20 protein-coding genes are annotated in these 19,736 nt (G+C 42.5%); 14 read left to right on the forward strand and 6 right to left on the reverse strand.

What is annotated here, in order from left to right; all coding sequences use genetic code 11:
* The first annotated feature begins 353 nt into the window (after positions 1-353).
* A complete protein-coding gene (locus ACQKNS_RS14325) occupies positions 354-1,628 on the forward strand; it encodes a DNA polymerase IV (protein WP_427643739.1) in 1,275 nt (424 codons plus the stop codon).
* A 42-nt stretch (positions 1,629-1,670) separates the two neighbouring features.
* A complete protein-coding gene (gene gndA / locus ACQKNS_RS14330; protein WP_427643741.1) occupies positions 1,671-3,083 on the forward strand; it encodes an NADP-dependent phosphogluconate dehydrogenase in 1,413 nt (470 codons plus the stop codon).
* A 124-nt stretch (positions 3,084-3,207) separates the two neighbouring features.
* Here the strand turns inward: gndA and ACQKNS_RS14335 are convergent, their stop codons facing one another.
* Positions 3,208-3,381 (reverse strand): asparagine synthase, encoded by a 174-nt coding sequence (locus ACQKNS_RS14335; RefSeq protein WP_377408326.1) that lies wholly within the window; start codon positions 3,379-3,381, stop codon positions 3,208-3,210.
* A gap of 293 nt (positions 3,382-3,674) precedes the next feature.
* Between ACQKNS_RS14335 and ACQKNS_RS14340 the strand changes: the two genes are divergently transcribed.
* The gene (locus ACQKNS_RS14340; RefSeq protein WP_427643743.1) at positions 3,675-3,836 is read left to right on the forward strand and encodes a hypothetical protein; all 162 of its coding nucleotides are present in this window, start codon (positions 3,675-3,677) and stop codon (positions 3,834-3,836) included.
* 42 nt (positions 3,837-3,878) lie between these two features.
* Here ACQKNS_RS14340 and zwf read toward each other — a convergent pair whose 3' ends face one another.
* Positions 3,879-5,378, reverse strand: a complete 1,500-nt coding sequence (gene zwf / locus ACQKNS_RS14345) for a glucose-6-phosphate dehydrogenase (protein ID WP_427643745.1) — start codon at positions 5,376-5,378, stop codon at positions 3,879-3,881.
* Between the two features lie 233 nt (positions 5,379-5,611).
* Between zwf and rnz the strand changes: the two genes are divergently transcribed.
* The 5 genes from rnz (at position 5,612) to ACQKNS_RS14370 (ending at position 10,472) form a co-directional block, all read left to right on the forward strand.
* Positions 5,612-6,553 (forward strand): ribonuclease Z, encoded by a 942-nt coding sequence (gene rnz, locus ACQKNS_RS14350; protein ID WP_427643747.1) that lies wholly within the window; start codon positions 5,612-5,614, stop codon positions 6,551-6,553.
* Positions 6,554-6,616: 63 nt separating this feature from the next.
* The gene (locus ACQKNS_RS14355; protein ID WP_427643749.1) at positions 6,617-7,435 is read left to right on the forward strand and encodes a squalene/phytoene synthase family protein; all 819 of its coding nucleotides are present in this window, start codon (positions 6,617-6,619) and stop codon (positions 7,433-7,435) included.
* Between the two features lie 207 nt (positions 7,436-7,642).
* The gene (locus ACQKNS_RS14360; protein WP_427643751.1) at positions 7,643-8,638 is read left to right on the forward strand and encodes an ABC transporter substrate binding protein; all 996 of its coding nucleotides are present in this window, start codon (positions 7,643-7,645) and stop codon (positions 8,636-8,638) included.
* 33 nt (positions 8,639-8,671) lie between these two features.
* Positions 8,672-9,703 carry an ABC transporter permease gene (locus ACQKNS_RS14365; RefSeq protein WP_427643752.1) on the forward strand — a complete coding sequence of 344 codons (1,032 nt, stop codon included), beginning with the start codon at positions 8,672-8,674 and terminating at the stop codon, positions 9,701-9,703.
* Positions 9,678-10,472: an ABC transporter ATP-binding protein gene (locus ACQKNS_RS14370; protein WP_427643754.1), complete on the forward strand. Its 795-nt coding sequence runs from the start codon at positions 9,678-9,680 to the stop codon at positions 10,470-10,472. Before ACQKNS_RS14365 ends, ACQKNS_RS14370 begins: the two co-directional genes overlap by 26 nt.
* 156 nt (positions 10,473-10,628) lie before the next feature.
* Here the strand turns inward: ACQKNS_RS14370 and ACQKNS_RS14375 are convergent, their stop codons facing one another.
* Complete coding sequence (locus tag ACQKNS_RS14375; RefSeq protein WP_427643756.1) at positions 10,629-11,180, reverse strand: MerR family transcriptional regulator; 552 nt, start codon at positions 11,178-11,180, stop codon at positions 10,629-10,631.
* 469 nt (positions 11,181-11,649) lie between these two features.
* The gene (gene proC, locus ACQKNS_RS14380) at positions 11,650-12,495 is read right to left on the reverse strand and encodes a pyrroline-5-carboxylate reductase (protein ID WP_427643758.1); all 846 of its coding nucleotides are present in this window, start codon (positions 12,493-12,495) and stop codon (positions 11,650-11,652) included.
* A gap of 511 nt (positions 12,496-13,006) precedes the next feature.
* Here proC and ACQKNS_RS14385 point away from each other — a divergent pair.
* The 3 genes from ACQKNS_RS14385 to ACQKNS_RS14395 all read left to right on the forward strand — a co-directional run bounded on the left by ACQKNS_RS14385 (position 13,007) and on the right by ACQKNS_RS14395 (position 15,478).
* On the forward strand, positions 13,007-13,975 hold the full coding sequence (locus ACQKNS_RS14385) for an MBL fold metallo-hydrolase (protein WP_427643759.1): 969 nt from the start codon (positions 13,007-13,009) through the stop codon (positions 13,973-13,975).
* Positions 13,975-14,790 carry an SDR family NAD(P)-dependent oxidoreductase gene (locus tag ACQKNS_RS14390; RefSeq protein ID WP_427643761.1) on the forward strand — a complete coding sequence of 272 codons (816 nt, stop codon included), beginning with the start codon at positions 13,975-13,977 and terminating at the stop codon, positions 14,788-14,790. The genes ACQKNS_RS14385 and ACQKNS_RS14390 overlap by 1 nt, the downstream gene beginning before the upstream one ends.
* A 160-nt stretch (positions 14,791-14,950) precedes the next feature.
* Positions 14,951-15,478 (forward strand): hypothetical protein, encoded by a 528-nt coding sequence (locus ACQKNS_RS14395; RefSeq protein WP_427643763.1) that lies wholly within the window; start codon positions 14,951-14,953, stop codon positions 15,476-15,478.
* An 83-nt stretch (positions 15,479-15,561) separates the two neighbouring features.
* Here the strand turns inward: ACQKNS_RS14395 and ACQKNS_RS14400 are convergent, their stop codons facing one another.
* Complete coding sequence (locus ACQKNS_RS14400; RefSeq protein WP_096337656.1) at positions 15,562-16,215, reverse strand: C40 family peptidase; 654 nt, start codon at positions 16,213-16,215, stop codon at positions 15,562-15,564.
* 415 nt (positions 16,216-16,630) lie between these two features.
* Here ACQKNS_RS14400 and ACQKNS_RS14405 point away from each other — a divergent pair, with 415 nt between their 5' ends.
* The 3 genes from ACQKNS_RS14405 to ACQKNS_RS14415 all read left to right on the forward strand — a co-directional run bounded on the left by ACQKNS_RS14405 (position 16,631) and on the right by ACQKNS_RS14415 (position 18,779).
* The gene (locus ACQKNS_RS14405; RefSeq protein ID WP_427643765.1) at positions 16,631-17,890 is read left to right on the forward strand and encodes a DNA polymerase thumb domain-containing protein; all 1,260 of its coding nucleotides are present in this window, start codon (positions 16,631-16,633) and stop codon (positions 17,888-17,890) included.
* Between the two features lie 26 nt (positions 17,891-17,916).
* A complete protein-coding gene (locus tag ACQKNS_RS14410; protein ID WP_427643767.1) occupies positions 17,917-18,249 on the forward strand; it encodes a YolD-like family protein in 333 nt (110 codons plus the stop codon).
* A gap of 206 nt (positions 18,250-18,455) precedes the next feature.
* Complete coding sequence (locus ACQKNS_RS14415) at positions 18,456-18,779, forward strand: iron-sulfur cluster biosynthesis family protein (protein WP_427643769.1); 324 nt, start codon at positions 18,456-18,458, stop codon at positions 18,777-18,779.
* Between the two features lie 39 nt (positions 18,780-18,818).
* Here ACQKNS_RS14415 and ACQKNS_RS14420 read toward each other — a convergent pair whose 3' ends face one another.
* Positions 18,819-19,718, reverse strand: coding sequence for an alpha/beta hydrolase (locus ACQKNS_RS14420; protein ID WP_427643771.1), 900 nt, complete (start codon positions 19,716-19,718; stop codon positions 18,819-18,821).
* Between the last annotated feature and the right edge of the window lie 18 nt (positions 19,719-19,736).

Here is a 19,736-nt window from a genome sequence, read left to right on the forward strand (position 1 = left end):
GGGAGATGGAGGAGAGTTTCCTGGGTAAATCGAAAACGGCTGTCGTAATTCGTGAAGAGGACGATGAATATGCCTTGCTGATTGAGGCCTGTTGCCGGGGTTTCCTGTAAACAGGTAAATCAGCCGCGCTATGATGGTCAATGGTGGATTACGGTAAAGACGATATCCTCCATCAAACTATTGTCGATGGAATATATGTACAGTCATCAATAACATGATGGCTGTTTTTCTTGGAGTGGAAGCATCTTTCAACGTGGTTACCAAAGATAAATAGGGGTACCTTAATAGAAGTGGTTTTTTATTGGGCCTATTATTCGGTATTTTTTTATTTTACAAGGATGTGACGGTCAAACATGAAGGACATGTATCCCAAAAATGGCAGGGTCATTCTCCATGTAGACATGAATAGTTTCTATGCTTCAGTGGAAATGTCATATGATGCTTCATTAAAAGGCAAACCGCTTGCCATTGCAGGCAATGTTGAAGAAAGAAGGGGCATAATCGTCACCTGCAGCTATGAGGCGAGGAAGTTCGGGGTTAAAACGACCATGCCGATTTGGCAGGCGAAAAAACTATGTCCTCAATTAGTGATTCAGAAACCAAATTTCGAGCGCTATCGAAAGGCATCACTGGCTATTTTTGATGTTTTAAGGCAATATACAGAGATGGTTGAACCGGTTTCGATAGATGAGGGGTATCTGGATATTAGTGAATGCGCCGAATTGGGTTCGCCTTTAAATATAGCCAATAGCATTCAAGAAAGAATTTTTAATACGATGGATCTCCCTTGCAGCATCGGGATTGCCCCTAATAAATTTTTGGCCAAAACTGCTTCCGATATGAAGAAGCCCATGGGAATCACCGTGTTAAGGAAACGAGACATTTCGGAAAAACTCTGGCCTTTACAAGTGGGCCAAATGCATGGCATCGGGGATAAGACCTCGGAAAAGCTTCAAACTATCGGGATCATGACGATCAGGGACCTTGCACACGCCAATGATAGTCAACTTAAACAGCTTCTAGGGATCAATGGCATCCGTTTGAAAGATAGGGCTAATGGAATCGACCCAAGGGCAGTGGATCCCGAAGCGATTTTTGAGCATAAGAGCATTGGGAACTCGACAACTCTTCCGCATGACTCCACCAATCAAAAAGAACTGATAAGTGTATTGGATAAGCTTTCCGGGAAGGTAGCCGTCCGTTTGAGGAATAAACGCCTGCTTGGTCAAAAAATAGGTGTGACAATCCGTTACAAAGACCGCCGCACAATAACGAGAAGCAGGACGGTCCCTAATCCATTTTTTGAAAAGAAGGATATTTTGGATGGAGCCATCGATCTCTTTATGAAAAATTGGAATGGGGAAGGAATCAGGCTTCTTGGTGTCACGGCCTATGATGTCATCGAAAAAGAGTCGGCTTTCAAGCAACTGGATATTTTCTCCTTTCAAGAGGATGCAGAAAAAGAACCTCTGTATGAAGCGATGGAAAACTTGCAAAATAAGTACGGAGAAAATATTATTAAAAAGGGATTACCCTTGAAAAACCGTTCAATTGGAACAGACACTAGCTTCAGCAAAGATTTCTTTGGGCAATCCAGAAGGAATGATCCTTCATTTGACAAAGAATAGCGTACAAGCTGTGTAAAGATATAGAGAAGGGAAAGATGAAGCATGACAAAACAGCAGATTGGCGTTATCGGACTAGCCGTAATGGGTAAGAACCTTGCATTTAATATTGAAAGCAGGGGATATTCCATTTCCGTGTATAATCGGTCAGGGTCAAAAACGGACGAAATGATGAAGGAAGCGGAAGGCAAAAACGTAACACCCGCTTATACACTTGAAGAATTCGTCAATTCTTTGGAAACGCCACGCAAAATTTTATTGATGGTTAAAGCCGGAGCGGCAACAGATGCAACGATCGAGCAATTAAAACCGTTACTTGAAAAAGGTGATATCGTTATTGATGGAGGGAATACCTTCTTCAAGGACACTCAGCGCCGCAATGAGGAATTAAGCAAGCTTGGCATCCATTTCATCGGTACAGGCGTCTCAGGAGGGGAAGAAGGAGCTCTAACAGGTCCATCCATCATGCCTGGCGGTCAAAAAGAAGCATATGAACTTGTTGCACCGATCTTGAAGGATATTTCAGCTAAGGTCGATGGTGATCCTTGCTGTACGTATATCGGACCGGATGGCGCAGGTCATTATGTTAAAATGGTACATAATGGTATTGAATACGGAGACATGCAATTGATTTCCGAATCTTATTTCCTTCTGAAAAATCTCCTTGGACTATCTGCTGAAGAATTCCATGAAGTCTTTACTGAATGGAATGAAGGGGAACTTGATAGCTATTTAATTGAAATAACTGCTGATATTTTCAAAAAATATGATGAAGAAACCGGCAAGCCGATGGTCGATGTCATTTTAGATAAAGCTGGCCAAAAAGGTACAGGGAAATGGACAAGTCAAAGTGCGCTTGATCTTGGTGTTCCGCTTCCAATCATTACGGAATCCGTGTTTGCCCGGTTTATTTCAGCAATCAAGGACGAGCGTGTCGAAGCGAGTAAAATCCTTCGTGGTCCAAAAGCCGAATCATTTACAGGCGACAAAAAGGCTTTGATTGAAAATATCCGTAAAGCACTTTATATGAGCAAAATCTGTTCATATGCACAAGGATTCGCACAAATGAAAGCAGCATCAGAAGAAAATGGCTGGAACCTGCAATATGGGGAAATCGCGATGATTTTCCGTGGCGGCTGCATCATTCGTGCACAATTCCTCCAAAAAATCAAGGAAGCGTACGATCGTGAAGCAAACTTGAACAACCTTCTTCTAGATCCATACTTCCAAGGGATCGTCGAAAGCTATCAAGGAGCTTTACGTGAGGTCGTGTCAACGGCTGTGATGAACGGTATTCCGGTTCCTTGCTTATCATCAGCACTTGCCTATTTCGACAGCTATCGCACTGAAACGCTGCCAGCTAACCTGATACAAGCTCAACGTGATTATTTTGGAGCTCATACTTATCAACGCATCGATAAAGAAGGAACGTTCCATACCGAATGGATGGAAAAATAAAAAGTTCAAGCCGGCCTAAAAGGGGATTCCCTTTTATACCGGCTTTTTTTGGTGTCATTTTCATTTTGTTGAGGACCTCGAATGCACAGAAAAAAGAGGGCGCTTTTTGCGCCCTCTTTTTTTACTATCTCCGATGCTCTACAAGGTCAATGACCCCTAATACAACATGTGCCAAACCGAAACCAAAAACGGTATTAGCTATCATTTTGTTTGAGCCCCGGGTCTGCTTCATTGCATAACCCGCAGCTGTCACGGCTGTACCCAATGCTGTTGGAATTAATCCTTCACGAATGTCCATAGTTTAATCCCTCCACATCGAAGTTAGTGGTGCCGTCCTCTGGCACCTTTTCTAGTGTAACCTTAGCTAGGACTTAGCATTCTTTATCCATTAGGGTAAAAATGGTAAAGGTGAACTAGTTGTAAATAGTTCCAAATAATTTACCTTTTTTAGGAAAAATGTAGTATGATGTATGTCATTCATCCCTGCTTTTTAGGTTTTAAAACCTGCGGAAAAAGGAATATAAAGATTGAAAGAGTTGGACGGACCGTAGGATACAGTAGGCAAAAAGAAGAGAGAAGGAGCGGAGACTTATGTTCATCATCTGGTGGGCTGTAGCCATTTTTTTATTTTTCATTGCCTTAGAATCGGGTGTTACCTTTTGGCTTAATTCAGAAATAAAGGAAGAAATGTCCAAGCCCAAGGAAATGTTCGATATAATCCGGAATAAATTGCTGAGGAAGAGTGTTTCATGAATGAGAAGGGATGCAGATTCGAATCTGCATCCCTTCTTCATTTCAATCTACATCATTTTCGTTATTCTTGATTTCCCACCAAATATGTCCATCTTCTGCCAGGAGTTCATCGGATGCCAGCGGACCTGTGGATCCCGCTTCATAGTTAGGGAAAGACTCGTCCTTAGTATTTTCCCAAGCATTGGAAATGGTATCGACGAACTTCCATGATAAGGCAACCTCGTCCCAGTGCGTAAAGTTTGTAGCATCCCCGCGCATGCTGTCAAACAATAGTTTTTCATATGCCTCGGGAGAATTGATGTGTTCGATCCCTTTGTTGGAGACGGTCAGCTTCACTGGCTTTGTATTGGATGTCGTCCCGGATTTCTTAACATTTAAGTACAGTGTGATCCCTTCGTCAGGCTGGATATGGATAACGAGAAGATTCGGGTTCAGCGTTTCTTCCGTTTTATAATACAGATTCATTGGGATATCTTTAAATTGAACGACGATATTCGTTGATTTGACATCCATTCTCTTACCGGTACGGATATAAAAAGGAACACCGGCCCAACGGAAGTTATCAATCATCAATTTACCCGCCACGTAGGTTTCTGTGTTGGATTCGGGATCTACGTTATGTTCATTGCGGTAGGCCGGAAGTGTTTGATCGTCTATCGTTCCTTCACCATATTGGCCGCGGACGAAGTATTGATTCACTTCCTCCACTTTCATTGGCCGAAGTGAGCGCAATGCCCGCACTTTTTCGCTTCGAATCTCTTCTGTCGTCAAAGCGATCGGCGGTTCCATGGCAAGCAAGGCCACCATTTGCAGCAGATGGTTTTGGACCATATCCCTTAGGGCACCGCTGGTTTCGTAATAACGCCCGCGTTCTTCAACGCCAAGTGTTTCGCTTGAAGTAACCTGGATATTGGATATATATCTGTTATTCCAAAGCGGCTCGAATAGGGCATTTGAAAAACGTATGACCTCAATATTTTGTACCATTTCTTTACCTAAATAATGATCGATACGGTAGATTTCATCTTCAGCGAATGCAGTCCGAATCTGCTCATTCAATTTTTGCGCTGTTTCGAAACTGTGTCCAAATGGCTTTTCAATGACAAGGCGCTTATATCCATTCGTGTCGGTCAGGCCTTGAGCTTTAATCTGTTCGGCAATCGTTCCGAAAAACTCGGGTGCCATCGCCAAATAGAAGATCCGGTTTCCTTCTAATTGATATTGTCCGTCCAATTTTTCGGCAATGTCTTTCAATTGCAGATATGATTCCGAACTGGAGACATCATGGGAGTGATAATGGAAATGGGAAATGAATTCGTCGACCTTTTCTTCCGCATGTCCGAACGTAAGTATGGAATCCTTGACACTTGTTTGGAACTCCTCGTTCGTCAATGGCCTCCTTGCCACTCCAACGACGGCGAACTTATTTATTTTCTCTTTTTGAAATAGTCGATATATAGAAGGAAACAATTTCCTTTTCGCTAAATCTCCGGTAGCACCAAAAATCATGATCAATGCTGTGGGTTTATTGTTTTCTGTCATGTGTTAAAACCTCAACTTTCCGTTAAATCTGTCTATAAAGTTGGAATTCCCGTATGTGTACCAATTTCTAATTTTACGTTTAGCTTTCCCTCAAAGCAATCAATTTGCGCATTTTTTCTCATATTTCATTAAAAGTTTAATTTGGTTTCGGTTTTTATGGGTCATAAATGAAACAGGGCCCTGGTTATGCTATAGTTAACCATAAAGAAGTATTTGCAACGGAGGTAGTATGAGTGGATTTCGTTTTATTGGGTACAGGTGCCGGCGTTCCGGCTAAAGCGCGTAATGTGACATCAATCGCCCTTCAATTATTGGAAGAACGTGGGACGGTTTGGTTATTCGATTGTGGGGAAGCAACACAGCATCAAATATTAAAAACCGCGGTCAAGCCGCGAAAGGTTGAAAAGATCTTCATCACCCATTTACATGGCGACCATATCTTCGGACTGCCTGGATTTTTAAGCAGCAGATCTTTTCAAGGCGGTGTGGATAAACTGACCGTATATGGACCACAAGGAATAGATGCATTTATTAAGACGAGCTTACAGGTGAGTGGAACCCATTTAAAATATCCTTTGGAAATCATCGAAATAGAAGAAGGCGCAGTATTTGAGGACGATCAATTCACAGTGACGGCGATGTCGCTTGATCATGGCATTTACAGCATCGGTTACCGGATTGTTGAAAAGGATCGTCCTGGAAGCTTATTGGTCGATCGGCTGCGGTCTGAAGGTGTGAAGCCGGGGCCCCTTTTTAAAGCATTGAAAAATGGACAAACGGTCTGTCTCGATGATGGCCGTGTCTTAAATGGGAAGGACTATCTCAGTGCTCCGCAAAAAGGGCGGATCATCACGATACTTGGTGATACAAGAATGTGCAGCAATGCGCTCATTCTTGCTAAATCGGCGGATTACCTTGTTCATGAAGCTACATTTTCAGCAGAAGAATCCGAAATGGCATCAGCCTATTATCATTCGACCACCGTTCAGGCTGCAGAGACGGCTTTGAAAGCGGGAGCTAAGAACCTGATCCTAACGCATATCAGCTCACGGTATACTCCGGAGGATGCTGAAAGGCTAAAGGAGGAAAGCAAAGCGATCTTTGCAAACACGATTATGGGTGAAGATCTAATGGCAATTAAAGTTCCTTTGTATTCAGGGGAATCGTGCAGCTGAAATCAAAGCCAATGTTTGATATAATTAATCAATTGTTCATTGGATATTTAAAGGAGTGTAAATATGACTGACAAAAGTGACCTACATACTAAAGCAATGGATTTTCTCCTAAAAACAAGCCGGACTTTTTTCATTCCAATCAGCTATCTCCCAAAGGGATTGCAAGAGGCCATTGGGGCTGCGTACCTTTGCATGCGCGCCATCGATGAAATCGAGGATCACCCGGGTCTTCATGCAGATAGTAAGGTTTCCCTTTTAAAGTCTCTTAGTGAGGTGCTTGATGGGGATCTCAGGGAAGAAGATCTTCAATCGTTATTTGAACCATATAAGGAGGATCTTCCCGAGGTGACCCTGTTTCTTTCGGACTGGATTGAATTTTGTCCTCCCGGTGCAAAAGACAAAGTCTTGCAATCGACAAGGGAAATGGCCGAAGGCATGGCAAAATGGGTTACTAAGGACTGGCAAATCCATAATGAAGAGGAACTCGATGATTACACATATTATGTTGCAGGTTTAGTGGGGGTCATGCTGTCTGACATGTGGAATTGGTACGATGGAACCGAAACGGACCGCGAACTTGCCATCGCATTTGGCCGTGGACTCCAAACGGTCAATATCCTGCGTAACCGTGAGGAAGATGCAGAACGTGGTGTGAACTTTTATCCGGATGGCTGGGGTTTCGACGAGATGCTTGCCCATACGGAACATAATCTTGCATTAGCCGAGGCGTATATTGAGGAGATTGAAACGAAAGAGATCATCCAATTCTGTAAAATACCCTTGGAATTGGCAAAAGCCACATTGAAAGCCCTAAAAGAAGGGAAAGAAAAAATCGATCGTACTACAGTTACCGAAATTGTCAGCCAGGTTGTCGAACACTGATTTTTCATAAAGCTGCTGTGAAAGTTACCATACCTTTCACAGCAGCTTTTTTTATGTTTTGCATTCAGAACTCAAAAAATTCTAAAAAGTTAAAAAATATATTGGAATAATTGGGACTAAACGATTATAATTTAGGAAATAAAAGCGAAAAAGTTGACGTCGCTAGAAAAAACCTAATTTTAAATAAGAAAAAAGCGGGGGGAAAGTATGAAAAAGAAATTATATTCAACTGCAGCTATGACATTGGTCGCAGGGTTATTATTGGCTGGGTGTGGAAATGACAAGGAAAAAGATGCGGCAAAGGATGAAAGCAAAAAGGATACCTTCAACATTGGGGTAACACAAATCGTTCAGCATGATTCGCTGGATCAGGCTTATGAAGGATTCCAGGCGGCATTGAAGGATAGTGACATCAATGCCAAATATGATCTTCAAATCGCACAGGGTGACCAAAATAACAGTCAAACGATCGCTAATAACTTTGTTGGGGATAAAGTGGATTTAATCTTTGCCAATTCTACTCCTAGTGCCCTTAGCTCCTTGAATGCGACAAAGGATATCCCGATCGTTTTTACATCGGTTACCGATCCTGTGGCGGCGGAGCTCGTTACATCTTTGGATAAGCCAGGCGGAAATGTGACGGGTACGACGGATTCCCATCCTGAAGCCATTGCCAAATCAATGAAATTCCTGGCAGAGGAACTTGGCGCCAAGACAATTGGGACCGTTTATAATACAGGGGAGCAAAATTCCGTCGTCCAAATAAAAAACGTGAAAGCGGAAGCGAAAAAAGCGGGATTGAAAGTCGTGGAAGCATCCGTCTCCACTTCAGCCGAGGTTAAACAGGCAACGGAATCATTAATCGGAAAAGCCGATGCTTTCTATATCATTACTGATAATACCGTTGTATCCGCACTGGAATCGGTCATTTCGGTGGCAAATGATAAAGATATCCCATTGTTTGTTGGTGAGCTTGATTCCGTGAATGCAGGTGGTTTTGCAGCATATGGCTTCAGTTACTATGATATTGGTTATGAAGCGGGGCAAAAAGCGGTTGAAATCTTGAAGGATGGCAAAAAGCCTGGAGATATCGCAGTTCAATATCCACAAAAACTGAAATTGGTCATCAATGAAAAGGCAGCAAAAGATATGGGTGTTGAAATAAAAGAAGAATGGAAAGCAGATGCTGAGTTTGTAAAATAAACTCTGCTTTTGTTCGGGGAAGGAAGAAAAAAAATGTTCTCAGCTTTATTCAACTCTTTTGAGTCGGGAATGATTTATGCAATCATGGCACTAGGTGTCTATTTAACATTCAGGATCCTCGACTTCCCGGATATGACTGTGGAAGGCAGTTTTGTGACAGGGGCCTCTGTGGCCGCGATTATGATCGTTAACGGTTTCTCGCCAGTCATGGCCACGTTTTGTGCCATGGTGGCAGGTTTCATCGCTGGGACAATAACGGGATTACTGCATACGAAAGGAAAAATCAATCCACTTCTGGCAGGTATCCTAATGATGATTGCCCTCTATTCCATCAATTTAAGAATCATGGGTGCATCTAACATTCCGTTGCTTTCTCAAACGACCATTATCACGAATATTCAGGATGCCTGGGCTGGCACTGGCATGGACAATATGTTGAATGGTCTTTTATCGCTTGTGGGCCTTGGTGATAGCTTGCCAAAAACATGGGCCATACTAATTGTTATGTTGATTGTGGCCTTAATCATTCAAGCTGGAATGTCAGCTTTTTTAAAAACGGAAATTGGTCTTGCTTTACGTGCGACTGGTGATAATGAAGCAATGGTCAAGAGCTTTTCAGCCCATACAGGAAACATGAAGATCCTGGGACTTGCGATTGGAAATGCCCTTGTGGCTTTCTCGGGATCCCTGGTTGCCCAATATAACGGATTTAGCGATATTGGCATGGGGATTGGAATCATCGTCATCGGATTGGCATCCGTCATAATTGGCGAAGCATTATTTGGCTCAAAAACGATTGCACGTGCAACCCTTGCGGTCATCGGAGGAGCGATCATCTACCGAATCGTCGTAACTTTGGCACTTCGCGTAGAATTTCTTGAAACAGGTGATGTTAAATTAATTACGGCACTTATTGTGGTAGGGGCACTTGTCATTCCGAAAATTACCGATAAACAAAAGGAAAAAAGCCGAAAGAAAAGGCGTCTCAAAGAAATACAGATGCGCCATGGTGGGACTTTATCGAAAGGGGGAGAAGGATATGCTTCAGTTAAATCAGATTTATAAGGTCTTCAATGAAGGGACACCAGATGAAAAGCTAGCCCTTGGGAACCTGGACCTGCAGATGACTAAAGGCGAATTTGTAACAGTCATCGGGAGTAATGGAGCGGGTAAATCGACGCTGATGAACATGATATCCGGCAAAATTCTCCCTGATGCCGGTGAAGTCATCATTGATGGGGAAAATGTATCGGCCATTGAGGAACATGCACGTGCTAAAATGATCGGCCGCGTTTTTCAGGATCCCATGCTTGGTACGGCGCCACATATGACGATTGAAGAAAATATGGCGATTGCCTATGGCAGAACCAACAGAAGAGGTTTAGGCTTCGGGGTGACAAAAAAACGGAAAGAGCTTTTTAAAGAATGTTTGGGTACCCTTCATTTAGGCCTGGAAAATCGGATGACTGCAAAAGTGGGATTATTATCAGGAGGGGAGCGCCAGGCATTATCATTGTTGATGGCCACCTTCACAGATCCTAAAATCCTGCTTCTTGATGAACATACAGCCGCTCTCGATCCTTCCAGGGCAGAGCTTGTTACAAATCTGACGAAGGAAATCGTCGAAAAGAGCAAGTTAACGACGTTGATGGTGACTCACAATATGCAGCAGGCAATCGATCTTGGAAATTCCTTGATCATGATGGATAAAGGACAGATCATTTTTGAAGCAAGGGGTGCTGAAAAGCAGAAGCTTACCGTTGAAAAACTGCTTAACGAATTCCAGCGCATCAAAGGAGAAAAAATGCTCAATGACCGTGCGGTGTTAATTTAAGATGAGAAAAGACCCGACCAAGGTGATTAACCTTGAGTCGGGCCTTTTTATTTTTGGGGTGATTAATTAGATTAGGTCCTATTACTGAAGAAATGCTCGGCATAAGAAAAATGGCTATCGTGGGGTGCTCATGATCCATCTTGAATGATATCGATGTTAATCGCTGTCGGCTGTGCTCCATGATGAATTATCGTTCTTTCTGTTTCCAAAAATCATTTTTATGAACGGCCTTTTCTTCGTCTTTTTAGTGGCAGCAGTTTCTTCAGCCGCGAGTAAATAATCAAACGGCTGACCCATTGGTGTTTCTAACGCTTCGATACGGGCTTCGAGTTTCTTCACGAGTTTGTGCATTTCTTCCATTTCACTTCTGTGCTGTAAAAGCTGATAGGATACAACATCGTCCGCTTTTGTTTTCAGACCATTTTCAAGCCGGGTGACCCGTTCTAGCAGTTGATCATGTTCTTTATCCGGTTCGGATTGTTTCTGGATGGTTGCTTTTCTAATTTTTTTCTCTGAGATGCTGACCTTTTGGAGAATGATGCCATCGTTCAGCTGATCTTGGATTTTTCTCAATAATGCAATGTCTTCATCCGAAAACTGGTAGTGGCCGAGCTGATTCCGTTCTACTTCCATGTTCAATTGGGTGACCCAGCGTTGAATCGTACTATGGGAAACATTCAGTAACCGGGCAACTGCACTTGTATTCATCGAGATTCCCCCTTTTGGTTGTTGAATTCGATAAGTATGAGGGAATTCCTTTACAGATGACAAAACATGTATTCATTCGGCAAAGAAAGTGGAATTCCTACGTAATTTGCATAAGGAGCGTTTTTAGGAACTTTAAGAAGCATTTGTGATGGTGTTGCTATGGTCAATCAAGCTATAAAGGGAAAAGTGATCCAGATGTCGAATTTACCCTTAAAAGATGAAAAAAGGAGGATGAACAGGATCAACATTATAACTTTAGGTGTCAGGGGATATTACTGAATCATTAAGGGTTTACCGGGACGGATTGGGATTCCGTACATCGGTTAAAGAGGACGGACCCGCAATCGTATTTTTCAGTAATGCCCGCTCCGGAAGGATTACCCGTTATAAGAGTCAGGATCATAAAAGGGCTGTTGCCTGGCCGCTGCTGTAGGAGCGGTCAGGCAGCAGCCGATCATCATCATGGGGCTTACTGCGAGACTACATATTTGGCTAGTTCCTTACTTATTTGATTGCCCATTCGCTTCGATTGCTCTGTCGCTTCTTGTACACAGGCAATGAATGCTTCTTCCACTTGATGTGCTTGAAGTGCTTTCAAACCAGCTTCAGTCGTTCCGCCTGGTGATGTTACTTCCTTTCTTAGTACGGCAGGCGTTTTAGGTGATTTCTGTAACATATCGGCCGCACCCATCAGTGTCTGCAGAATCAATTGCTTGGCGGTTTCGGAATCAAGACCTATTTTTTCAGCTGATTTTTCCAATGCCTCGACCAAGTAATAAATATAAGCCGGACCGCTGCCTGATAAGCCTGTTACCGCATCTAGCTGGGTTTCGTCGACGACTGCCACCGTACCTACCGTTTCAAAAAGGGTGATCGCCGTTTGTAATTGCGAGTCATTCGTATGACTGTTAGCCGCAAGGGCCGTTGCTGATTTTCCTACAGCTGCCGATGTATTAGGCATGGCACGGACGATCGAGAACCGCTTGTTGGCTATTCCCTCCAAGCTTGCTGTCTGAACCCCGGCAACCACGGAAATGAACAGCATTTCCTCACGGATGTATTCTTTTATTGATTGCATCGTTTCTAAAATATCTTTCGGTTTCACCGCCAGTACGACAAGACTTGCATCTTGTACTAATTGCTGCAGCGATCTTGTGGAAGTAACACCATATTGGTTCTTTAAATAATCGAACCGATCATCATTTGATTTATTTGTAACAAAAATATTTGCTGGTTCAATCACCTGTTGGGTCACCAGCCCCGAAATGATTGCTTCTGCCATCGATCCAGCTCCGATAAATGCGATTTTTTTCATATTTCCCGCTCCTTTTTCTTTTAAATTTTCGGCCCTTTTTTGAAAAACAAAAAGACCCCTCATCCAATAAAGGACGAAAGGTCTAGCTTCCGTGGTACCACCTTTGTTCAACTTTTCCATAACAAATAAACAGAAAAGCTGCACTTGAATCCTCTAACGCGGGAATTACGTCAGGTTTTCCTGAAGGCTCATAAGGTAGGTTCAATAATGAGGGGGCGATGAAGCCTTTCAGCACATTCTAGCTTCACTCTCTTTACGCCATCATAAATTTACTTGGCCTTAATCAATGCCACGCCGTCTTTAATTACTTGTGATTATGAAGGATATATAAGTACTCTGTCAATGATAATATATGCAAGGACGACAAAAAGTAGACATGAATTATGTGAAAATAATGACAGTGATTTAAAATACATGTAAAATGGTAATTATACATGATAAGTGTACTAGGAATCCTGTTTAGCGTATAAAAAGATTTATATAAATATAATTTACTAAGGTGGAAAAGATTATGGCGAATTGGAATGGAGATATTGCAAAACTTGCATTGCCCACGCCGTTTGCAGTGGGTGATGTGAATGTTTATGTAGTTAAAGGGGATGCTTTAACGCTAATCGATACGGGAGTGAAAACAAAACGATCAAAGGAAGCCCTGACTAATGGGCTTGGGGATTTGGGTCTGAAACTGACTGATATCGAACAAATCATTTTAACCCATCATCATCCTGATCATGCTGGTGCACTCGATTTCTTTGAAAAGGAAATCCCGGTTTATGGTCACAAGAATAATCAGCGCTGGCTGACTATCAGTGATGAATTCCTTGAAACCCATAATCGTTTTTTCCTTGATTATGCCACAAAGTTCGGAGTGGCAGAAGAGCTGAAAAATAAACTGACCCATAACCGCGACGAAATCAGTTTCCTTAGTGAACGGAAGCTTCATGGATATTTGGCCGAGGGAGATGAGCTCCCTGGTCTTCCAGGCTGGAAAGTGATCGAGACTCCAGGGCATGCGCAAAGCCATTTATCCTTTTACCGGGAAAGTGACGGTGTCATGATTGCAGGTGATCACTTGCTTGCCAAGATCTCACCTAATCCATTAATGGAACCACCTTTACTTCCCGGAGGCATGAGGCCTCGTCCGTTACTGCAATATAATGCATCCCTTCAGAAATTATTGGATCTTTCCATATCCACTGTTTACTCCGGACATGGATCTGAAGTGGAAGGAGATGCGGTTGCCGACTTGATTCAATATCGATTCGAGCGGCAGCATAACCGTGCCATGCAGGTGAAAAGTATGCTTCAAGATAGGCCTTTATCCGCCTTTGAAGTGTGTCAGCAGCTTTTTCCGAAAGTATACCTTCAGGAAGTGGGCCTGACACTTTCGGAAACGGTCGGTCAGCTGGACTATTTAGAAGACTTGGGTGAAGTCGAAACAGAAATCCAATCAGGGGTCATTCTGTATTCAATCGCTTAATGTTCGCAAGGAGGCTCACTTTTTTGAATAAGTTGCAAGGCAAAGTTATTGTTATTACCGGTGCTTCCGGAGGGATTGGCAAGGAAGTTGCCATTCAAAGTGCAAAGCAGGGAGCCCGTCTTGTCCTCTTGGCCAGAAGCCTGGATAAATTACTTCAGCTAAAGAATGAACTGATCACCCAATATGGGATTGATGCATATGCTTATAAGCTTGATGTTGCAGATACTGATCAGGTGACAAATGTATTTAATGACATCCATGCGCAAATAGGAGAAGTGGATGTGTTGGTCAACAATGCTGGCTTCGGCACGTTTAAAGAAGCGCAGGATACGGATTTAAAGGAAACGAAAGCGATGTTTGCTGTCAACGTCATTGGATTGATGGCCTGCACAAAGCTGGTTCTTCCGTATATGAAGCAGAGAAAAGCGGGGCATATCATTAACATAGCTTCACAGGCCGGTAAAATCGCCACTCCTAAATCGACATTGTACTCTTCGACCAAGTTCGCTGTTCTTGGCTATTCAAACGCACTTCGGCTCGAGCTGATGGACGATCATGTTTTTGTGACCACCGTCAATCCTGGCCCTATAGAAACGAATTTCTTTAACATTGCGGATGAATCAGGTACATACTTAAAGAATGTTGAAAAATTCATGCTTAAGCCTGGAGATGTCGCTGCCAAAATCGTTGCGGCGATGCTGACCAATAAGAGGGAAATCAATCTACCTGGCTGGATGAATTTTGCTGGGAAATGGTATAACATGTTTCCAAAGATCACCGAAACATTAGGAAAAAAGGCGTTTTTTAAAAAATAGGCTAAACTTTCGATGCCGGAAAAGGCGAATGTATGTTGGTCTAATAATAGGCAAAGGGGAATGTCGATGACATTCCCCTTTTTGGACATGACCGAAATTTTCATATGATTTGGTAACTATTTCATGGGGAATCCGTCTATTTTTAGTAGGAGGGATTTGTATGAAGAGGATTGTGAACCTTTATATCTCTATATTCATTGCTTTTATTCTGGGCAGCTGCCAATCCCCTGATTGGAACATGGATGAAGTTATTGATAAAGGGGAAGAAGGTTTCATTACGGCTCTTGACGATAAAAGGATTTTGATAAAAGGGACGTATTATAAGGTGACCAATGATACATATATTCAAGATAAACAGGGGAATGACCTTGATTATTCCGATTTGGAAATTGGCATGAAAGTGAAGCCATGGCACCGGGGCGTGGTGAAGGAATCATTTCCTGGGAAAGCGGAAGCGGAACTGATTCTTGTTTTGACGGATGAAAAAAGCTTAGCCGAACAAAGGGCGGTCACTGCTGCCCTCGATCATGTCAGCAAAGCGGAAAGTCAGCGATTCATGGTTCTCGAAGTCGTCCATTTACCTTCAGAGCATGTTTATAATATCGAAATGATGAATCGTTCAAATTTAGACTCTTCATTCATTGTGACAGTAGAGGATGTAACGGATGAAATATTATATATAAAATAAAACAACCGGACTGAATCATTTTGGAATTCTGTCTGGTTGTTTTATGGGATTCGCTCACAAGAATGAGATCTTGTCCGATTATTTTATAAAGTTTTCGCACCTAAATATTTTGGTTTCCAATATGAATTATCCATATCCGTGATGGTTATTCCTTTAGAAGACGTAGCACTGATGAATTGACCATTTCCGATATAAATCCCAACATGGGATACCCCTGTTCCAGAAGTATTAAAGAATACAAGATCACCCTTAGCTGGTGAAGATACTTTTAAACCTGTATTGGAATAGAGCAATGATGTTGTACGCGGCAAGGTAATTCCTTGTGATTTCTGGAATACATAATAGACGAAGCCTGAGCAGTCGAATCCAGTCGGTGTCGTCCCGCCCCATTTGTAAGGTTTGCCTATTAAGGTTTTCGCATAGCTGATCAATGTAGTATTGTTGACATTATAAACACCAAGCGCATTAAATGTGCCCCGGCCGGCAATTCCATCGACAGTTAACCCTTTAGCTTTTTGGAATTTTTTTACTGCAGATGTAGAATAGGTGCCGTAATATGTAGTCAGTGAACCTGTATATGTGAAATAACCTTTGGTTTTTAAAAGTTGTTGTAGTTGTTTGACATCGCTGTGTGTCATTCCGGGTCTGAGGGTTTGATCTCCAATATTTGCAAAGGCTTGCAGTGGGGTTAGCATCATGGCAGATGCAACAGCAGCTGAAGCGATCCATTTCTTCATAATTTTCATTTCCTCTCTATCTATCTCTCTATAATTGTTAACAATATTATCCTACAATACCATTATGACAATTAGACATAATTTTAGTTACAGTTTCATTACAAAAAATGAGCAGTAAGACTAACTGAAAAACGGACGAAAGACTATTGAAAAGGGTTCAGTAATTTAAAAAAACTGAGCATATGGATCCATTGAAAATTATTCAAGTTACTAATTGATTCTCTTTTAAAAAAACTTTTTGGATACTAAGTTTAAATTTGGTATTTTATCCATTTTTAGTATCCATTATATTTTTCAAGGGAATTACAATAAAAAGTAGAAATTTGTATGAAAACTTCCATTGAATAAGAACGTATATTCGGTTAAAGTTATGAATATAATAAAAGCGAACGTATATTCTTGTTAGGGTGAAGAAATGATGGATTATGGGACGATGCCGAAACAATCAATTATGTGTATCGATATGAAAAGTTTTTATGCAAGCTGTTCAGCAGTCATGCTTGGTTTGGACCCGCTTGATTGCTATCTGGCGGTGGTTGGTGATTTGAAGAGGACAGGGAGCATTGTGCTCGCGGCTTCCCCAAAAATGAAGAAGGAATTTGGCATCAAGACAGGGTCGCGGATGTTTGAGATCCCGAATGATCCGAGGATTGTCGTCGTTGAACCTAAAATGGCGACCTATTTAAGGGTTTCGACGGAAATCACCCGCTTGTTCAACCGTTATGTGCCAAAAGAAGCGATTCACGTATATAGTGTGGACGAAAGTTTTGTGAAAGTCGATGGTGCCGCTTCTTTATGGGGAGATGCCCGGATGATAGCTGAAAAGATAAAGGATGAAATCGAACGCGAATTACAGCTCCCTTGTGCAATTGGAATTGGACCGAACATGCTTATGGCCAAACTTTGCCTTGATTTGGATGCTAAACATAAAGGAATTGCTGAATGGAAGTATGAGGATGTGCCAAGCAAACTTTGGCCGATTTCCCCGCTTCGTGAAATGTGGGGGATTGGCAGGCGTGTTGAAAAAACCCTTCATGGAATGGGGATATTTACGGTTGGGCAGCTTGCCAATTATGATCTTGAATTACTTGAAGCGAAGTTTGGGATTATGGGCAATCAGCTTTACCACCATGCGTGGGGAATAGATTTATCCGATATGGGGGCAGCGATCATCGAAGGGCAGGTAAGCTTCGGCAAAAGTCAAATACTGCTGCGGGATTATAAGGAGGAGCATGAGGTGAAGCAGGTCATGCTGGAAATTTGCGAAGAGGTTGGGAGAAGGGCACGCACCCATCGCAAGGCAGGAAGAACGGTGAGCCTAAGCATTGGTTACAGCAAGGATGAGTTTGGCGGAGGTTTCCATCGTTCGCGTTCGATTAGCGAACCGACCAACATTACGATGGAGTTATATAAAGTTTGCCTGGAGCTTTTTCATGAGAACTATAAGCAAAAAACGGTTCGGAGCATAGAGGTCAGACTCTCGAATATTGTGGAGGATAACGAAATGCAGCTGACTTTATTCGATGCTTCGCGCTGGAAAAAGCGGGAATTGAGTTACACGGTTGATCGAATCCGCCATAAATATGGAGCCAAATCGTTATTGCGTGCGGTTTCGTATACGGAAGCGGGTACAGCTGTTTACCGAAGCAGGCTGCTTGGTGGGCATAAGGCGTAAGGGCGACTTTGAAGGGAGGAAAAAGAATGATTCGTGATCGCGGCCGTATCAAATGGACATCGATGATGTTACCGGAGCATGTGAAGATGCTGCGGGATTGGGTGGTGGAGGATGGCTATGAAACGAAGCGCATCCTGGATGAGCAGCAACTGGAAGAAATGAATGCGGTAATGGGGGAAGCGATGGAGGAAAGAAAGGATGTTACGATTGCTCATTATGAAGGAAAACGGTATCAGTTGTTAATCGGCAGGATCCATTATTATAATGAGTCCACCCAAAAGCTTCATATCGTTGATCGGTTTCAACAGGTTCACTATATCAGGCTTACCGATATAGCGGATGTAAGGATAATGGAATGATGAACGGAAAGGCTGTTCCAAGGACAGCCTTTCATTATATGAAACGGCATCGTGATGAAAGGGATCACGGGGAGTAAGAGAATCGGCATTTGTTAGCACGGTCTTCGTGTGGCTCCTCTTGTAAAAGGAAGCAGGCAGTTTCATTAACAGAAGCGTTTTTATCGTTTATAATGGGGGAAAGGAAAGACATCGGGAGGCGTGCAATCATGTATATTGAATGGACGGAAACAGCGGCTGAGAAAATAGTCGATAAGGTACGGGGACAAGAAGGATATTTGCAGTTGAAATATGATACTGATGGCTGTGGCTGCGTGGTAAGCGGAGTGACCGCGCTATGGTGGGTCAACGAACCTGAAGAAGGTACCGAAAAAGTGGAAACAAACGGGATTCCTCTATATGTGGAGAAATCAAAAATGATTTTTCTTGATGAAGTCATGAAAATAGACTTTGTTCCGGAAGCGAACAGCTTTCAATTAAAAAGCCCGAATCAAATCTTAAATCCGAGGATGAGCTTTTTTTATAAAATCTAAATGAAGCAAAGAGGGAATCTTGATTCCCTCTCTTTCTTTTCAGACAAGTTTTAGAAACTGATCGATTTGATCTTCATATTCTCTTGGATTTTCATTATAAGATTGAGCGTGGGCCCCTTTTTTAGCGATGTACAGCTGCTTTGGGCCCTCTTTTGCTGCATATAATTCGGCTGTCATCGAAGCGGGGATGAAACTGTCATTTTCACTATGGATGAAGAGCACGGGGTTTCGGATATTTTTCATATAATCGATTGGTGACACTTCATTGGTCCAATACCCATCACGTAGTTTGATGAACGTACGCCCAAGCGGAAACACGGTCCAAGAGGGAAGTGGGACTACATGTTTAAGTTGGTGTTTGATCTGATCCTCGAAATTTGAAAATGGACAGTCCGCAATGTAAAAATCTGCGCCATCTTCAAGCATTCCGGCATATAAAAGCAGGGTTACAGCTCCCATGGATTCTCCATGAATGCCAATATGAAGGTCCGGACCTTTACGTCTTTTCAATTCATCGATTACGGCCTTCAGATCGAATTTTTCATAATGTCCATAACTGCTCGTCTTGCCACCGGAATCCCCATGCCGGCGGTGGTCATAGATGATAGCGTTGAAGCCCCGCTTAAGAAAAATATTCATGTACTTAATCGAATTGACTTTGTTCTCCGTCACGCCATGAGAAATGACGACCCACTTATTAGTAGCATGCGGTTCGATAAACAAGCATTTCAAGGAATATCCGGATGGTGACGATACCCAAATTTCCGTTTTAGGCAGATTATCAAAATCCTCCGTGATCAGGCGTTTGGCCATGATTTCACGATTCTGGATAAAATCATCTTCCTTCTTTTTCATGTACATGATCCGATTGGAAAAATAAATGCCGACGCCGATGATATACGATAGGATTCCAGCCAGTGTAAACCACCATTTCTTCATGAGATGTCCTCCTCGGTT

The sequence above is a fragment of the Peribacillus sp. NPDC094092 genome (assembly GCF_050279365.1).
Taxonomy (GTDB): Bacteria; Bacillota; Bacilli; order Bacillales; family DSM-1321; genus Peribacillus.

Coding starts and splice junctions, on each gene's coding strand:
- ACQKNS_RS14325 (WP_427643739.1), top strand. CDS start 354: ATGAAGGACATGTATCCCAAAAATGGCAGGGTCATTCTCCATGTAGAC.
- gndA (WP_427643741.1), top strand. CDS start 1,671: ATGACAAAACAGCAGATTGGCGTTATCGGACTAGCCGTAATGGGTAAG.
- ACQKNS_RS14335 (WP_377408326.1), bottom strand. CDS start 3,381: ATGGACATTCGTGAAGGATTAATTCCAACAGCATTGGGTACAGCCGTG.
- ACQKNS_RS14340 (WP_427643743.1), top strand. CDS start 3,675: ATGTTCATCATCTGGTGGGCTGTAGCCATTTTTTTATTTTTCATTGCC.
- zwf (WP_427643745.1), bottom strand. CDS start 5,378: ATGACAGAAAACAATAAACCCACAGCATTGATCATGATTTTTGGTGCT.
- ACQKNS_RS14355 (WP_427643749.1), top strand. CDS start 6,617: ATGACTGACAAAAGTGACCTACATACTAAAGCAATGGATTTTCTCCTA.
- ACQKNS_RS14360 (WP_427643751.1), top strand. CDS start 7,643: ATGAAAAAGAAATTATATTCAACTGCAGCTATGACATTGGTCGCAGGG.
- ACQKNS_RS14365 (WP_427643752.1), top strand. CDS start 8,672: ATGTTCTCAGCTTTATTCAACTCTTTTGAGTCGGGAATGATTTATGCA.
- ACQKNS_RS14370 (WP_427643754.1), top strand. CDS start 9,678: ATGCTTCAGTTAAATCAGATTTATAAGGTCTTCAATGAAGGGACACCA.
- ACQKNS_RS14375 (WP_427643756.1), bottom strand. CDS start 11,180: ATGAATACAAGTGCAGTTGCCCGGTTACTGAATGTTTCCCATAGTACG.
- proC (WP_427643758.1), bottom strand. CDS start 12,495: ATGAAAAAAATCGCATTTATCGGAGCTGGATCGATGGCAGAAGCAATC.
- ACQKNS_RS14385 (WP_427643759.1), top strand. CDS start 13,007: ATGGCGAATTGGAATGGAGATATTGCAAAACTTGCATTGCCCACGCCG.
- ACQKNS_RS14390 (WP_427643761.1), top strand. CDS start 13,975: ATGTTCGCAAGGAGGCTCACTTTTTTGAATAAGTTGCAAGGCAAAGTT.
- ACQKNS_RS14395 (WP_427643763.1), top strand. CDS start 14,951: ATGAAGAGGATTGTGAACCTTTATATCTCTATATTCATTGCTTTTATT.
- ACQKNS_RS14400 (WP_096337656.1), bottom strand. CDS start 16,215: ATGAAGAAATGGATCGCTTCAGCTGCTGTTGCATCTGCCATGATGCTA.
- ACQKNS_RS14405 (WP_427643765.1), top strand. CDS start 16,631: ATGATGGATTATGGGACGATGCCGAAACAATCAATTATGTGTATCGAT.
- ACQKNS_RS14410 (WP_427643767.1), top strand. CDS start 17,917: ATGATTCGTGATCGCGGCCGTATCAAATGGACATCGATGATGTTACCG.
- ACQKNS_RS14415 (WP_427643769.1), top strand. CDS start 18,456: ATGTATATTGAATGGACGGAAACAGCGGCTGAGAAAATAGTCGATAAG.
- ACQKNS_RS14420 (WP_427643771.1), bottom strand. CDS start 19,718: ATGAAGAAATGGTGGTTTACACTGGCTGGAATCCTATCGTATATCATC.